14 protein-coding genes and 1 pseudogene are annotated in these 15,108 nt (G+C 64.9%); 5 read left to right on the top strand and 10 right to left on the bottom strand.

The genetic code is table 11. From position 1 onward, the window contains the following. Nucleotides 1–455 precede the first annotated feature (455 nt). The 6 genes from VJ655_RS07575 to VJ655_RS07600 all read right to left on the bottom strand — a co-directional run bounded on the left by VJ655_RS07575 (nt 456) and on the right by VJ655_RS07600 (nt 8,943). Entirely contained in the window at nt 456–1,139 is a 684-nt protein-coding gene (locus VJ655_RS07575; protein WP_324110458.1) for a cytochrome b/b6 domain-containing protein, read from the bottom strand. Between the two features lie 4 nt (nt 1,140–1,143). Then, nucleotides 1,144–1,623 (bottom strand): cytochrome c, encoded by a 480-nt coding sequence (locus VJ655_RS07580; RefSeq protein WP_324110459.1) that lies wholly within the window; start codon nt 1,621–1,623, stop codon nt 1,144–1,146. Nucleotides 1,624–1,894: 271 nt separating this feature from the next. Then, nucleotides 1,895–3,415: a CapA family protein gene (locus VJ655_RS07585; protein WP_324110460.1), complete on the bottom strand. Its 1,521-nt coding sequence runs from the start codon at nt 3,413–3,415 to the stop codon at nt 1,895–1,897. A 143-nt stretch (nt 3,416–3,558) separates the two neighbouring features. Further along, nucleotides 3,559–4,842, bottom strand: a complete 1,284-nt coding sequence (locus tag VJ655_RS07590; RefSeq protein ID WP_324110461.1) for an MFS transporter — start codon at nt 4,840–4,842, stop codon at nt 3,559–3,561. 72 nt (nt 4,843–4,914) lie between these two features. Then, nucleotides 4,915–7,722, bottom strand: coding sequence for a TonB-dependent receptor domain-containing protein (locus tag VJ655_RS07595; protein WP_324110462.1), 2,808 nt, complete (start codon nt 7,720–7,722; stop codon nt 4,915–4,917). Nucleotides 7,723–7,845: 123 nt separating this feature from the next. Beyond that, nucleotides 7,846–8,943, bottom strand: coding sequence for an ABC transporter substrate-binding protein (locus tag VJ655_RS07600; protein ID WP_324110463.1), 1,098 nt, complete (start codon nt 8,941–8,943; stop codon nt 7,846–7,848). Here VJ655_RS07600 and VJ655_RS07605 point away from each other — a divergent pair. The 5 genes from VJ655_RS07605 to VJ655_RS07625 all read left to right on the top strand — a co-directional run bounded on the left by VJ655_RS07605 (nt 8,916) and on the right by VJ655_RS07625 (nt 12,462). After that, nucleotides 8,916–9,746 (top strand): response regulator, encoded by an 831-nt coding sequence (locus VJ655_RS07605; RefSeq protein WP_324110464.1) that lies wholly within the window; start codon nt 8,916–8,918, stop codon nt 9,744–9,746. The two genes, VJ655_RS07600 and VJ655_RS07605, sit on opposite strands and share 28 nt — an antisense overlap. Then, entirely contained in the window at nt 9,743–11,137 is a 1,395-nt protein-coding gene (locus tag VJ655_RS07610; protein WP_324110465.1) for a sensor histidine kinase, read from the top strand. The genes VJ655_RS07605 and VJ655_RS07610 overlap by 4 nt, the downstream gene beginning before the upstream one ends. A 109-nt stretch (nt 11,138–11,246) precedes the next feature. Then, on the top strand, nt 11,247–11,621 hold the full coding sequence (locus VJ655_RS07615; protein WP_324110466.1) for a hypothetical protein: 375 nt from the start codon (nt 11,247–11,249) through the stop codon (nt 11,619–11,621). A gap of 148 nt (nt 11,622–11,769) precedes the next feature. Beyond that, on the top strand, nt 11,770–11,940 hold the full coding sequence (locus VJ655_RS07620) for a hypothetical protein (RefSeq protein WP_349254736.1): 171 nt from the start codon (nt 11,770–11,772) through the stop codon (nt 11,938–11,940). 3 nt (nt 11,941–11,943) lie between these two features. Continuing rightward, a complete protein-coding gene (locus VJ655_RS07625; RefSeq protein ID WP_324110467.1) occupies nt 11,944–12,462 on the top strand; it encodes a flavin reductase family protein in 519 nt (172 codons plus the stop codon). A 109-nt stretch (nt 12,463–12,571) separates the two neighbouring features. Here VJ655_RS07625 and VJ655_RS07630 read toward each other — a convergent pair whose 3' ends face one another. From VJ655_RS07630 to VJ655_RS07645, 4 genes and pseudogenes are all read right to left on the bottom strand, one after another. Further along, entirely contained in the window at nt 12,572–12,778 is a 207-nt protein-coding gene (locus VJ655_RS07630; RefSeq protein ID WP_324110468.1) for a hypothetical protein, read from the bottom strand. Between the two features lie 165 nt (nt 12,779–12,943). Then, on the bottom strand, nt 12,944–13,750 hold the full coding sequence (locus VJ655_RS07635) for an MBL fold metallo-hydrolase (protein ID WP_324110469.1): 807 nt from the start codon (nt 13,748–13,750) through the stop codon (nt 12,944–12,946). Then, nucleotides 13,747–14,535 (bottom strand): TatD family hydrolase, encoded by a 789-nt coding sequence (locus tag VJ655_RS07640; protein WP_324110470.1) that lies wholly within the window; start codon nt 14,533–14,535, stop codon nt 13,747–13,749. The genes VJ655_RS07635 and VJ655_RS07640 overlap by 4 nt, the downstream gene beginning before the upstream one ends. Continuing rightward, nucleotides 14,532–15,108: pseudogene (locus tag VJ655_RS07645) on the bottom strand (DNA polymerase III subunit delta'); the annotation flags it as partial. The gene VJ655_RS07640 and the pseudogene VJ655_RS07645, both read right to left, overlap by 4 nt.

Genomic DNA, 15,108 nt, shown 5'->3' on the forward strand with positions numbered 1-15,108 from the left:
GGACGCTGACATCGCGACCGATGGCGTCGACGCAAGTCGCCAGTCGCACAATTGGAGTCGGCCAGTCGCAGGGTTGGAGTCAGAAAATCGCGAAAACGCGGAACGACGTGGCAACTCATAACGGCGCAGCTGCGACGCGCAGGAATAGGAGTCAGTGACAAGTCAGCGACAACATCGCCATAATTCGAAGCTATCGACCGTTTATCGTCTAAGATATATTATCAGAAAAATTACCCTGTTGGTTGCTGTCCGCAAAACCGTCAGAGTTGCTGTCTCCACATTTCCCCTGGCAGTTCGAACCGGAGTTCGGCGTTGTCGATCTGGGCGGCCCTTGATCGTCCGTTCAACCGGTCCGAGTGGACTCTTCACCGCGTTGCGTTCAGCGCCGTGAGCACGACGTCGGCCCTCGCCTTCCGCGGTCACCCTGCCTACGTCCTCACCAGGTGGTGACGCGTCTAAACCCGCACCCCCTTCATCACTAACCAGGTCAAGCCCATTGCCACCATCGCGACAACCACGATGAGCCAAAGCGGAGCGAAGCGAAGCGCCGGATCAGCGCTCAAGGACGCTTTGCCGGTAATCATCGCCTTCACAAGGTTGGTGCGCTTGTGGACGAGATAGAACCCGACGGCGACGAGATGCAGCACGATTAGCACCTTGAGCGCATCGAAGCTCCACCCGTGCCACTGCGCAAAGACGCGCCCCGTCTCGAAACTGACGCGGTCGGCCAGCGGCCCCGATTCCAGGCCATCCGTATCCACCGAAAATAGGCCGGTAACGACCTGGACGGTGATCGCGCCGATCAAGGCCAGAACACTCAGCGCCCCGATGGGATTGTGGCCCCGCCCCTCGGAGGGGCGTCGACTAAGAAGGGTTCGGGCGTAAGCCACAATGGCTTTCGGCCCCTTCACAAAAGACGAAAAGCGCGCGCTTTCGCTGCCGACGACACCCCAAACCAGCCGGTAGGAGAGCAAGGCCAGCGCCCCGTAACCCGACCAACGATGCCATTCCATGTGGCCGCTCGAAGCCGACCACCAGGAAAAGCCGATCAGACCGACCAGGGCCCAGTGGATAAACCGTGTCGGGAGATCCCAAAGCTTGTAGTCACGCGGCGGCGCTGACACCGTCTCGGAAGCCATGGCGTCAGCTCCGCGGCATACGGAAGCTATCGTGGCAGCTCTTGCAGGCCGCGCCGACGGCGCGCGACTGGTTGCGCAGCGCCCCCACCTCCCCCGATGCGGCCAGCAACTGCAGCTTGGAGACCTCGACCTGCATGCGATTGGCGGCGGCGGAGAACTTCGCCGTTTCCGTCCAGATCTCCGGCTTGGCGTCCGTGGGCAGCTTGGACTCTGGACCACTGCCCTTGGGGAACCAGGACGGAACCTGGGTAGACAGCGCCTTCAGCTTGATGGCGTTGTCGCTGACGAGCTTGTGATCGGGCGCGTCCTTTTTCAGCTCGTCGGAGATCGACTTATTGGCCGCGCCCATGGCCTTGAAGTTGTCGTGGCGCGCTTGAATGGCCTTGCCGGCCGGCGTGTTGGGCAGCTTGGCCGCTTCGTGGGCGAGCGCCCCCGTCGTCATGGCGATGCCCGCGATGACGCCGAAGGTCGCGGCTTTTTCCATCAATCTCATCTTATCGCTCTCCAGTTGCCCTGTACGACGCCGATCTGCCTTGAAGAGCCTAAAGCAGCTCCTCCCTCCCGGCCGATCCGAAGGTCTGCGTCTCGGGCGGTGACGCACCTTCTCCCCGGACTTTGACGGTACTCAGAAACGCGACTGTCGCGGAAGCGCCCAGGAGCTGAAGTCGGCCCGCCAGCTCCGCCAAGCGCCTCCTGTGCGGAGCACGCCTGGCGGAGGCAAGGATCGCTGGATAGCGATCCTCCAAGGCGCAGCTTTAGAATGGGCCCCGACCGGTCGCTTTGGAATCGGGTCCACGCCCCGGAATATCAAGATCACGGCCGATCATTACGGTGGCCTCGGGGGGCACCCGGATCACGCCGATATTGTTTTCGATGCTGATCTTCGTCCCGTAGGGCTCAGACCACTTCTGCAGATCGGTGAGGATTTTCTTGGCCACCTCGGGTGATGGCGTTTGGGGAATGCTTGAGCGCGACCAGGGCGTCTTGTTCTGATCGACGCCGAGATCCAGCGGGTAGATGCGGATTTCGACGAGCTTGCCATCCTGATACTTCGTCCGGGCGACGTAGGCGGTCAGGTTGATGAACTGCTGGAGCCAGGAGTTCTGCGCCTCGCTCTCTTCGATGTTGGTGACATTTCCCGGATTAGGCGGAGAGTCGTCGCTGCCAAAGCGCTGCACAGCGAAGTTGCCGTGGTTGTAGAAGATTGGACGGCCCTTGTAGATCTCAATGCCCTGCATGGTGTGGTTGCCATGGCCCACATACATGTCGGCGCCATTGTCGATCAGCTTGTGCACCAACTCGACCAGGTAATCGGGCGGGTAGTGATCCTGCGAGTAGGCCTGGAACGCGAAGCGGTTCTCATGCACGTGCATGGTGAATATCACAAAGTCGGCGTACTCCTTGGCGTTGCGTACGGCCAAGATTTGTGACGCCACGTCGGTGGGGTTCATCTCGTAGTGGAAGGCGCCGGGCTTTTCCGCGACCATGTAGTTCTTCCCGAGGAAAACCAGGCGTCCGGGGCGATCGACCGGAAGGTCGGTGGGCCGAGCGAGATCCGGCTCATTGCGGCGCGCCAGGACCGAGTCTCGGATCGCCTTCAACTGGTCGAACTGTTCTTGGGTGACCGTGTTCCAGACGGTCAGGCGCAGTGGATTCATGCCAGGGCGCTCGCCGACGTCGGCGCCGTCCTTGTTGGTCGCCGCGGGCCCCGTGGCCACCGCGCCGATCGGGAACGCGGCGATCGCCGCGACGCGACCTTGCGGGAGCTCCTGGAAAACCGGCTGACGGGCGATGGAGAGGTTGGGCCCATAGCCTGGGCGTTTAATGCCAACCTCGTCGAAGTATTTGATCGTCGAGACCTGGGCCGCCTCCCCCCCATCGGCTTCACCGGGAGCGACGATGTCGAAGCCAAGGTCGGCGAGATCCTTGGCCAACTCCTTTGGCGCCCAGTTGTTGCCGTAGCCGTTGGTCCCCGCCCATTGCCGCCGATCGACGAGGAATCCCTCGTGGTTGCCGATGGTGGTGTCGGCGCTCTTGAGGATTTCACGGATCGCCGGGCTGATCCGCGGTCCAGCCGGCTCCTGGAACAGTAGGTCGCCGGTCGAGGTGACGACATAGGTTCCGGTCATCTTGTTGGCGAGTTCCTTGGTCAGGTCCCGCCAGGGGTAGGTCTTGCGATCGACCTGACCGCGATAGGGCTGCGCCTGGGCGTGCCCACCCGCGAAGGCGACAACCGCGAGCGCGCCGATCAGCGCCAGTCGCGCCAGGTTGGACATCCCAGATCGCGTCGCTCGGAACAGAGCCTCCCGCATGTCTTTTCTCCGTGCCTTCTGTAACCGCCGAGGCGGCCGGGTTCGTGGTTGTCTTGTATTCACGGCGCGCCGTGGGAACGGATCCCAAGTCGCCATAGAACGTGGCGTCAGGTGGCCGCAATTCTTGCGCCGCGGCGGCTTCCGAAGGTCACGGCGGCCAGCAGGCCGACCAGCGCGGCGATCGACAGCCAGACCCCGGGGATCGCACGGTCGTTCGTCGCGTGGATCAGGTAGGTGCTGATCGCCGGCGTGAAGCCGCCGAAAATGGCGGTCGCCAGGCTGTAGGCCAGCGAAAACCCGGCGGTGCGGACGTGGGTGGGCATGATCTCGGTGAGGAACACGATCATCGCGCCATTGTAGCTGGCATAGACGACCGCGAAGAAGAGCTGCACGGCCAGGAGCCGGCCGAAGGACGGGTCACTGACTAGCCAGTTCATCATCGGATAGCCCGAGACCAGCGCGACCAGCGCCGCGCCGATCAGCAGCGGCCGGCGACCGATCCGGTCGGAAACCGCCCCCATGATGGGGAGCATGACAAAGTTGGTCAGGCCAACGCAGAGCGTAACGAGGAAACCGTCCGCCGCGGTCAGCTTGAGCACCTTGCTGCCGTAGGTCGGGGTGTAGGCGGTGATCATGTAGAAGAACACCGTGGTCATAACCGCGATCATCATCCCCCGCAGCACGAGGCTGTAGTTGGCGGCGACGATCTTGAAAACCTCATGTAGTTCGGGGCGTTCGGTGCGCTGCTGGAAGGCCGGGGTCTCCTCCAGGAACCGCCGGATGACCAGCAGGAACGGCACCATCAGGCAACCGATGACGAAGGGAATCCGCCAGCCCCATGCGGTGACGTCCTCCGGGCTCATGGCCTGGTTCAAGAGGAAGCCGATCAGCGCCGCGAAGACCACCGCCACCTGTTGGCTGGCGGATTGCCAGGCCACATAGAACCCCTTGCGACCTGGCGTGGCGATTTCAGCCAGATAGACGGAGACCCCACCGACCTCGACGCCCGCCGATAGGCCCTGGATCAGTCGGCCCAGGAGGATCAGCAACGGCGCAAAGAGGCCGATCTGCTGGTAGGTGGGCATGAGGGCGATGGTCAGCGTGCCGACCGCCATCAAGGCCAGGGTGAGCATCAGGCCTTTGCGACGGCCGTGCTTATCGACATAGGCCCCCAGGACGACCGCCCCCACCGGGCGCATCAGGAAGCCGGCCCCGAAGGTCATCAGGGTCAGCATGAGACCGGCGAATTCGTTTCCGGTCGGAAAGAAGCTCTTGGCGATCGCGGGCGCGTAATAGCCGAACACCATGAAGTCGTACATTTCGAGGAAGTTGCCGCTCGAAACGATGGCGACGGATTTGATCTGCTTGAGTCGGGTGGGCTTGACGTCCACGGAAGTCTCCAGGAATGCGCGCTCGCTAGTGCAGCGAGAGGTCACGGCCGCCCTTGGGGCGGCCGCATGGGATTAGAAGCGAAGACGAACGCCGACCCGCCAGCTGCGGCCGACCTGGTCATAGAGGCCGGTGTCTGTGGACAGCGGCGTGGCCCCGGTCGGGTCCGGCGCGAAGGCGGGATCACGGTCCAGCAGATTCTGGACGTTGACGTAGACCTCGGCGCGCTTGCTGAACTCGTAGCTGACCTGACCGTCGAGATAGGCGCGGTCGGCGACATGATTGAAATTGGTGGTCACGCCCTCGATGAAGGTGCGGTTCCAGACCCAGTCGCCGATGTAGCGGCCTTGCAGGCGAACCTGCCAAGGTCCCTTCTCGTAGGTCGCCGCCAGCGTGGCCCGCCACTTGGGAATCCCGTCGGCGCCTGCGTCGTTGATCGTGATCGGGACCAGCGGGGAAATGGTCACGAGCTCGCTGAGGTAGCCGGCCACCATGCGCAGGTTCAACGAGCCTGGATCATCGCCCAGCAAGCTCGTGGCCCAGCCGAAGTCCGCCAGCTGCATCTTGTAGCCGACCTCGATGTCGACACCGTCGATCTTCTGGACCGTGAGGTTGAAAGGCGAGGTCCGCGTGCCGATGACGGCCTTGCTGGCGTCGCGGATCACGAAGGCGCAGATCGGTGAATTCTGACCCGCCAGGTTGCACTGCTGCACGGCGTTGTTGCCGCCGACATTGCCGATCGCGTCCTTGATCCGGATGGCGTAGTAATCGACGGCCATGTTGAAGCCCGGCAGCCATTCGGGCCGATAGACGAAGCCCATGACGTTCGTGTCGGCGATTTCGGGCGTGAGGTCGGGATTGCCGAAGGTCTTGTTGGGCACCGACAGATAGGTGCGCCCAGTGTAGAGCGTGTCGTCGATGGTGATGTTGTTCTGGCGGCCCGTGGCGTAGAGCTCGGTCAGGTTCGGCGCACGGATGTCGCGCGAGCGCGTGTAGCGCAGGCGCAGCTCACGGGTCAGCGCCCAGTTGACGCCCGCCTTCCAGGTGTTGACCCCGCCGCTGAAGGAATATTCGGTGTGCCGGGCGGCCAGGTTCAGGCTCAGATCCTTGGCGAGGAACACGTCCTTGAGCACGGGGATGTCGGCCTCGACGAAACCTTCCTTGGTGTTCGACCGGCCATAGAAGGCCTGCGAATTGACCAGGCGATAGGCGCCGGCTTGCGAGAGCGGGTCGACGGCCAGCTTGGACTCGTCGTTGCGCATCTCGCCGCCTATGGCGATGGCCACAGCGCCGGCCGGTAGCTGGAACAGCTCGCCCGACACGCTGGCTTCGACGCCCTTCATCTCGGTGCGGCCCAGCGATGTCAGCTCGCCGAATACATATTTCAGGGACGCCGCGGATGGCGCGCCTTCGCCGAAGGGATTGAACGGCGCGCAGCCGGCGGCGGCGGCGTTGAAACTGGACCCCGGCAGGGTCGCGCGGCAGACCACTTGACCGTTGACGGGGTTGATGACGGCGTCAGCCGCAAAGCCCATGCGCGCGGTGATCAGATTGTTGACGACATGGCTCTTGTTTCGGTTGACGCCTTGCTGGGCGGTGAGCTCCCAATGCCAGCCGCCAAGCTCCCCCTCGATCCCGGCCAACACCCGGACGGTGTTGTTCATGTTGAGGGTCTTGGTCCGTCGGTTCTCCTCGAGGGTCAGACGGTTGAGCATCAGCCGCGGCACCCCGGCGGCGACCATCTGGGCGACGAGGTCTGGGGCGACCTGACCCAAGAAGGCGTTGTCGCGCTGGATGGTCAGGGTGTGGGTCGTGGGGCTGTTGTCCAGGAACGACTCGGTCGCGCCATACGAGGCCTCCACGAAGGCGTTGATGTCGGGCGTGATGTCGAAGCTCGTCCGCGTGAAGAGGGTCGAGCGCTTCAACGGGCGCACGATCTCCTGCCCGGTCGAGACCTGAAAACCGTCCCCGCCGGATTGGAAGCCGCTATTGAGTCCGCGGTCGGACGCCACGGTCCCGTAGTTGTACGCCGATCGCGCGCCGCCCTGATCGAACTTGATACCCTGGAAGAGCGCGTTGCTGGCGGCCGAGCCGCCCGCGCCGATGACGATCAATCCCCCGCGCGTGTAGGGCGTGCGCACGTCGGACGCGACGATGTTGGTCGGTCCGCCGGCGGGATTGGGGATGATGTTGGAGGCGTGGCGGCGGAACTCTCGGGCGTCGCCCCGAACGCCATCGTTCTTGAAGTATTCGGCGCCGACCAGCAGATGGCCGCGATCGTCCAGGAAGTTTGCGCCGTAGGTGACGGCCGTCTTGATCTCCTTGTTGTCGCCGTGCTCGGAGATGCCGTAGTGGCTGTCGACCTTAAGGCCCCGGAAGGACTTCAGGAGAACGAAGTTGATGACACCGGCCACGGCGTCCGAGCCGTAGGCGGCCGAAGCCCCGCCCGTCACGACATCGACACGCTCGACGACACCGGACGGAATGAGGTTGGAGTCGACGCCGCCTGCATTGTTGCTGGGGGTGAAGCGACGGCCATCAACGAGGGTCAAGGTGCGGTTGGAGCCCAGGCCACGCAGGCTCAGGAAGTTCTGGCCGCCGTTGGCCGTGCCGCCACCCGCCGTAGGGCCGCCGCCGACGCTCACCGAAGGCAGGGTCTGAAGGCCCGCGGCCAGGGTCGACGGCGCGGCCGCCGCCAGTTCGTCGCTGGTCTGGGCCGTCACGGGCGTCGGCGTGGAGAAGGTGGTCGCGCGCGCGATGCGGCTGCCCGTGACGATGACTTCGGAGACTTGCTGGGCGGCCTCCTGCGACCAGGCCGCGCCGGCCAGGGCCTGCACCGACAGGATCGACGTGGCGCAGAGCCACAGGCGTGGGTTCTTCATGGTTGGTCCTCCCCGATGGAGCCAGCTTTGGACTCCATTCGTTGTGCGACTCCTGAGGAGTTCGCGGTTGACCAAGCCTAGTCCGAACTTGCTGTCGTGAGCCTGTCGCGGCGACAGGGCGCTTTAGCGCACGCTGGGGAACACCGCCTTCTTCCATTCGGCGACCAATCGCCTTTGGCGAATCTGATCGAGGTTTGCGATCAGGACGGGGCCGACGTGGATGGCTCGCAAGTCGCTCGGATCGCCGTGCCGCAAAGCCCCCTGAAGGTCTGTGCGAACCGGCGTCATGTAGCGCTTGGCCAGAAGTTGCTGGCCATCCCGTGACAACAGGAAATCGAGGAAGAGTTTCGCGGCGGCGGGGTGACGGGCGCCCTTGGAGATGAAGGCGATCCGCGACATCACCAGGGTGTAGTCGTCTGGGAACACCACCTCGATGGCGGGATTGATGGCCCGCCATTCCAGGGCGTAGGAGCTCATCAGATTGTAGGCGAGAAGGTGCTCGCCGGTGCTGATGCGCCGCAGCATCTCCTCACCCGCGAGGTAGAATTTCGGATGGGTGCGCCCCAGGGCCCGCAGCATCTTCCAGGTATCGCGGCTGATCTGTTCGTCCTGGGTGAAGAACAGGAAACCGGTGCTGCTGCGCTCGACGTCGTAGCTGACGACCTTTCCCCGCAATGACCTGGCCTTGGTCGACAGCAGCCTCGTCAGGGCGTCATGCGAGGTCGGGACATCCTCCGCTGGCAGCAGGTGTTTGTTGTAGGCGAAGACGATGGGCTCGGCGGTGACTCCGTAGGCCTCGTTCTTCCACGTCGCCCAAGGCGGGATGAACGGCTTTTCCGGCGAGGCGTAGGCTTGGGCGTAGCCGTCGTTGACCAGCTTGATCTGCAGGTCCATCGCCGAGTTGAACACCAGATCGGCCGTCTCCTGGCCGGCGCCGGTTTCGCGCAGAAAGCGGTCATAGACCTCGCGCGACGCCAGGTGCGCGTACTGCAGTTCGATAGAGGGATAGCGTCGCCGGAACTCGGAAAGGACTTCGGCCACTTCGCGCAGGTCGGCGGCCGAATAGACCACGAGCTTGCCTTCGCGTTCGGCCTGGGCTTCGAGGTTGACGTAGGACCGCGGATAGCCTCTGCGTTGCCCATCGGCGTGCGCCGCCCCGCCGACCGAAAGCGCGGCGCCGCCCAACATCGCGAATGCGCGACGGGTCCAATCCAAAGCCATGCCGCCTCCCCGACGGACGTCTGCGCGTTCGCGCGATTCTTGGCCGACCGTTCGACGCCTTGTGCGTCGCCTTCATCGTGCTAGGCATGAGTAGGAACCCCAATCGGCTCCCAAGCCAAGAGCGTGGCGTGACAAGAATTCTACTCGTGGAGGACGATCAGGTTCTGGCGCGCGGTGTCGTTGCGGTTCTGCGCGACGCCGGGAACGCGGTCGACCATGTCGCGTTCGGCGGCGAGGTTGATGATATGATCACGACCGAGCCCTACGGCGTCGTCATCCTCGACCTCGGTCTGCCCGACATGTCGGGGCTGGACGTTCTGCGAAGCCTGCGGCGGCGGGGATCGAAGATCCCGATCCTGATCCTGACGGCCCGGGACGCCGTTCAAGATCGAGTGGCCGGGCTGGACGCCGGCGCCGACGATTATCTGCTCAAGCCTTTCGACACCGCCGAGCTCGAAGCCCGCATCCGGGCGCTCCTGAGGCGGGGAAACGGCGATCCCAGTCCGCTTCTGACGATCGGATCGCTGAGCCTGGACCGCGCCAGCAACGAAGCCAGGATCAATGGCCGGATCATCGACTTGCGCCGTCGTGAGGCCGCGGTGCTGATGAGCTTGGCGACTCGGGCCGGTAAGATCGTTCCCAAGGAACGGTTGGCGGCCGAAGTGTTCGATTTCGACGACCCGGTGGCGCCCAACGCTCTGGAACTCTACGTCGCCAGGGTTCGCAAAAAGCTTCAGCCTGATGGGCCGCGCATCCGCACGCTGCGTGGCCTGGGCTACATTCTCGAAACCCCTGGCGCGTGATCGGTTCGCCATCGGTCGTGCGACGCCTGCTTTGGGCGTTGATCGGCTCGCTGAGCATGGTTGCGATCGTGCTGGGCGCGGGCGGCGCACTGCTCATCCACGGAATCGCCGAGAGCACGTCCGATCGGATCCTGGCCGCCTCAGCGCGTGCGATCGCTGAAACCCTGGCCGTGGAGGACGGCGAAATCACGCTGGATATCCCGCCATTCGCTCTGGGTATGCTAGAGAACAATGAGCGCGACAACATCTACTACAGCGTTCGCCATGACGCCCGCCTGATCACAGGCTATCCCGACCTGCCTCGGATCGCGCCACCCCAGCAGGCCCTGGAGACGCCCTACTTCGCCTATGTCGACTACCGCGGCGCGCGCGTGCGCATCGCCGGTGAGGCGCGCCGTCTGCCGCGCATTCCTGGCGCGATCATCGTCGAAGTCGCTGAAACCCTCGACGCGCGGAAGGAACTGGCCAACCGAATGTTGCGCGGCCTCGTGATGCTTGAGGCGGCTCTGGTCGGGGTCGCTGCGCTGCTGGTCTGGCCCGCCGCGATGTGGAGCCTGAGCCCAGTGACCCGACTGAGAGAAACCATGGACGCGCGCGAGGCCGACTTCGCGCCCCTGCCGCTGGAGACGGTCCCGTCCGAACTCACCGGTCTGGTGACAGGCTTTAACGCCCTGCTGCGCCGCCTTGAATCCTCCGTGGAAGGCATGCGTCGGTTTACGGCCGATGCCTCCCATCAAATGAGGACGCCATTGGCCATCCTGCGCACGCATATATCGCTTGTCGGCAAGCACGGCCTCGAAAGCCCAGTCGGCAAGTCCTCCTTTGAGGATGTTCTTCACGCCACCGACCGGCTTCAGGCGCTGTTGACCGGACTGATCGCCCTGGCTCGCGCCGAGGAAGCCGCCGCGCCGGTCGGCGCGCAGTTGATCGACTTGCGGCCGGTCGTTGGTCAGGTGGTGTTCGACCTATCGTCGCAAGCCGACGGTGCGGGGGTGGCCCTAACCGCTAAGCTGCCACGGCGCGCGGTCCGCCTGGAGACCGACGCGGTATTGTTGGCTGAGTTGGTGTTCAACCTTGTCGACAACGCCGTGCGCTATAACCAAGCTGGCGGAACGGTGCTCGTCGCGCTTCGCGCGACGCCGGCGGGCCCCAGGATCGAGGTGATCGACGATGGCCCCGGCATCCCTCTGGAACAGCGTGAACTAGCGCTCAGCCGCTTCTATCGCCTTCCCCGGGACCAGCAACAAGCCGGAAGCGGCCTAGGCCTGCCAATCGTTGCGGCCATCTGCCGGAGACTGGGCGCAAGCCTCACCCTTGACCATGGTCCTCGGGGGCGCGGCGTCAGGGCGGCCGTGCAGTTCCCACCCGCGGTCACAACGCCTAGCCCGTGATCGAGACAAATTGTGGTCGGCGACAGCCACGCGACAGCTATTGGCGTCATGCTGTGTCCCAACGAGGGTAGCGCCGCCAGTTCTGCTCCCCGATCGCGGAGGGCGCATCATGGGGCTCATCGGTCCGACCGTCGTCTACTTCAGCACGGAGTGGAGTTCGACTGACGACAGCCTGACCCGGCGGTTGGCCGAAGCCGGCGTCGTGGTTCAGGCCTGTATGACTGAGGCGTTCGCCGCACCCGAGCGGTTGTCCCCGACGATCGCCATCGTCCACGTGCAGGCGCGGGGCGATCTGGATCTCGTTGCTCAGCTGTGCGGCCAGGCTGTCGCCGCCATAGTGGCCTTGACCCCCGCCGCCGAGAGCGACCTGCGCATCGAGGCCTTGGAAATCGGCGCTGACGACGCCGTCGATCGCGGGATTACCGGCCGCGAACTTCTCGCTCGCATTCGCAGACTACGAAAGCTGTCGAAACCCTATCGTTAGCTCCATCGACAGGACGCCGTCGACTTTGCTTACGCTGACAGTGTCGAAGCTTGCCGTGCAGCTAATTAGGACGGCTCAGAGAAGAGGCCGCTGTCACGGGTCATATTTGAAGGTCCCGTTGGTCGTTGTCCGAAAAGCCTCAGAGTTGATGGCCTTTGAGCGTCAAAGTTTCTGCCTTTACGACCTGGGCGTCTCGACCTTCCTGATCCGGGGCTTCGATCCGGTCGAGGACGCCATCGGCTATGGCCGCGACCTGATCCCGCTGGTCCGCCGGCTGGTCGCCGAGCGCGACGCCAACCCGACCGCCGTGGCGAGCTGAGCCATGGCTTACGACGCCGCCTCGCCGTCGCGGTCCGCCGCGCCAGTCCGGGCCGACTTCCCAAAGCAGACCGACTTCAAGGAGGTCCTGGCCCATCTGGCGGGCGGCGTCGCCATCATCTCGTGCTGGGACGGGGAGACGCCGCGCGGCCTCCTGGTCAGCTCGATCACGGGCCTGTCGGTCGAGCCTCCGCGCTTCCTGTTCTGCGTCCGCAAGGAAGCGGGCTGCCATGACGCCCTGGTCAAGGCCTCGGATTGTGGTGTGGCGTTGCTGGCCAGGGATGATGAGGAAGAGGCGTGGCGTTACGCCAGCTCCGCCCGCTCGCCGGAGCGTTTCTCACCGGAACGCTGGAGCCTCGCCCCTTCGGCGCCGCCTGCCTATTATGGAGGGGTGGCTCGCGCGCACTGCGTCACTGATCATGTAGTCGACGCCGGAACCCACTCGATCTTGGTGGTTACGGCCAAGGAGAGCATCCTGACGCCGGCGCAGCCGCTGGTGGCCTGGAATCGAGGCTTTCTATAGCAATGACCGATCGGCCCGCCGTCGCGCCATAGTTGCCCCCTCCGCGCCTGCGGCGCGGGACGCTGCCTGGTGACAGGCAGATCTTTCAGAAATATCTACTACCGGCCGATCAAGCCGCGACCCGGGCGTCCAGCGCTTCAAGCCTGACGAGGATGCGGTCCAGGGTCGATCTCTTCACCGGCCTTCCGTCGCGAAGCTTGGTCCAGGTCGTCTCGCTGATGGCGTAGCATTCGAACAGGTGCTCTCGCGTCACCGCCGGCAGGCGGGCGCGCAGGCGTTGGAAGATTTCTTGCGAGGCGGTGACGGTTTCAGCCATGGGACAGCACGTTGGAATGACGCATAGGAAGATGTCTCTACCGCGTCCCTATGACGGTGTTGTTGAACGACCTTATTTCAACGCTGCTACGTAGGGCCAAGTTTTCGTCAAAATCACGAACGGCGGGCGATCGGTGGCGATATCCCCGTCAGTCGCAGGATCCAGTCACAGGATGAAGCGCATGCCGTCGTAGGCGGGTTCCACGCCCGCGGGCAGTTGCGCCGCCAGCGCGTTGAAATCCAGGTCGATGTGCAGGTTCGTCAGGATCGCTCGTTTCGGCCGGGCCTTGGCGATCCACTCAAGCGCCAGCTCGACATGCGCGTGGGTGGGATGAGGCGTCCAGCGCAACGCGTCGACGATCCAGACCTCCAGATCGGCCAGGTCCGCCCAGCTATCGTCGGGAATGGCGCGGACATCGGGCGTATAGGCGACGTCCCCGATCCGGTAACCGACGGCGCGGATCTCGCCATGGTCGACGTCGAACGTATGGACGGCGATGTCGCCGCTGGGGCCGGCGACGACGAAGTCCTCGCCGAGCGGCGGGATCAGGCGCGGCTCGCAGATCGCCGGATAACCGCCCTGACTGTGGAAGATGTACTCGAACCGCTTGAGCAGACCGTCGTGCGTCGCCTGGTCCATATAGGCGGGAATGCGGACGCGCTGGTTCAGAAAGAACGGCCGCAGATCATCCACGCCGTGGGCCTGGTCGGCGTGGTCGTGCGTGAAAAGCGCCGCATCCACCCGTCGCACGCCCGCCGCCACGGCTTGCAGGCGCAGGTCGGGCGCGGTGTCGATGACGACCGTGGTCTGATGGAGCGGACCGCCCTCCCCCGGACGCCGGACCAGCAGGGAGCACCGGGAACGATGGTTCCGGGGTTCGGAAGGATCGCAGTCGCCCCAGTTGCCGTCGGCGCGGGGAACGCCGCCGGACGAGCCGGAGCCCAGGATCGTGAACTCCAGCGGCCCCGTCATGCCCGGGGAATCCGGTCGAACAGGTCGAAGAAGGCGTCCTCGGTGCGCTGTTCTGTCTCCGACCGGCTCCAGCCGCGGATCTCGGCCAGCTTGTCGTAGATGTGGGGCAGAAAGGCGGGCTCGTTGCGGCGGCCCCGCATCGGCACGGGCGCCAGATAGGGGCAGTCGGTCTCGACGATGATCCGATCGGCTGGCATGTCGCGGATGATCGCCCTAACCTCTTCCGCCGCCTTGAAGGTGGCGATGCCGGAGACCGAGAACCAGGCGCCGAGCGCGGCGGCGCGCCGGGCCAGCTCGGGGCCGCTGGTGTAGCAGTGCATCAGGATCTTGAATGGCCCCGCCGCGTGCTCGGCCTCGAGGATCTCGGCCATCACCTCGTCGGCTTCCCGGGTGTGCACCACCAGCGGCAGTCCGCTCTCGCGCGCGGCGACGCAATGCTGGCGGAAGACCCTGGCCTGCACGTCCCGTGGCGAAAGATCGTAGTGGAAGTCCAGGCCGCACTCGCCGATGCCGATCACGCGCGGACGGCTGGCCAGCTCCACCAGACGGGCGGCCGTCAGGTCGGGATCTTCCTTGGCTTCGTGCGGATGCGTGCCGACCGTGCACCAGATGTCGGGCTCGGCCATGGCGATCGCATGGACCGCCTCGAACGAGGAGACCTTGTCGCAGATCGTGACCATCAGGCCGATCCCGGCCTCGCGGGCCCGGGCGATCACGGCGTCGCGATCCTCGGCGAACTGCGGCGCGTGGAGATTCACATGGCTGTCGATGAGCATGCGGCTCACATCGCCGCCTTGGACGCCGCGCGCAAGTCCGAGATGACGCTCCAGAAGACATCGCCCCGGTCGAGATTCACCGCCTCGGCCTCCCCGGGCGCGCTGGATAGCCGCTCCCAGGCCGCCGCCCAGCGATCCAGGGCCGGCGAGGTCTTTCCGTCGGCCACCACCTGGGTGGCGAAGATCCGCACCTGATCGGCCAGGCGGTCCATCAGCAACTCGAACCGCGCCGCGCCCTCGGCCCCACGGAAGGTGTCGGCCATGGCCAGCAGAGCGCCCTCGTCGATCTTGGGCAGGGCGCGGAGGATCTCGTTGGCCGCGTCGTCGATGGCGATCGCGCCGGAGGCGGCCAGTTGCAGCGCCTTTCCGGGCGCGCCATGGGCCATGCGCGCCAGGCGTTCGGCGTCCTTGTGCGGCAGGTCGGCCATGCGCTCGACCATGTCGGCGGCGGCCTGGACGCCCGGCGCCGGAACCGCGAGGCGGCGGCAGCGTGACCGGATGGTCGGCAGCAGCTTTCCAGGCGCGTGGCTGATCAGCAGGATCACGCCCCGGGCCGGCGGCTCCTCCAGCGTCTTCAGCACC

Origin of the sequence: Caulobacter sp. (assembly GCF_035254145.1) — a bacterium.
GTDB lineage: Bacteria > Pseudomonadota > Alphaproteobacteria > Caulobacterales > Caulobacteraceae > Caulobacter.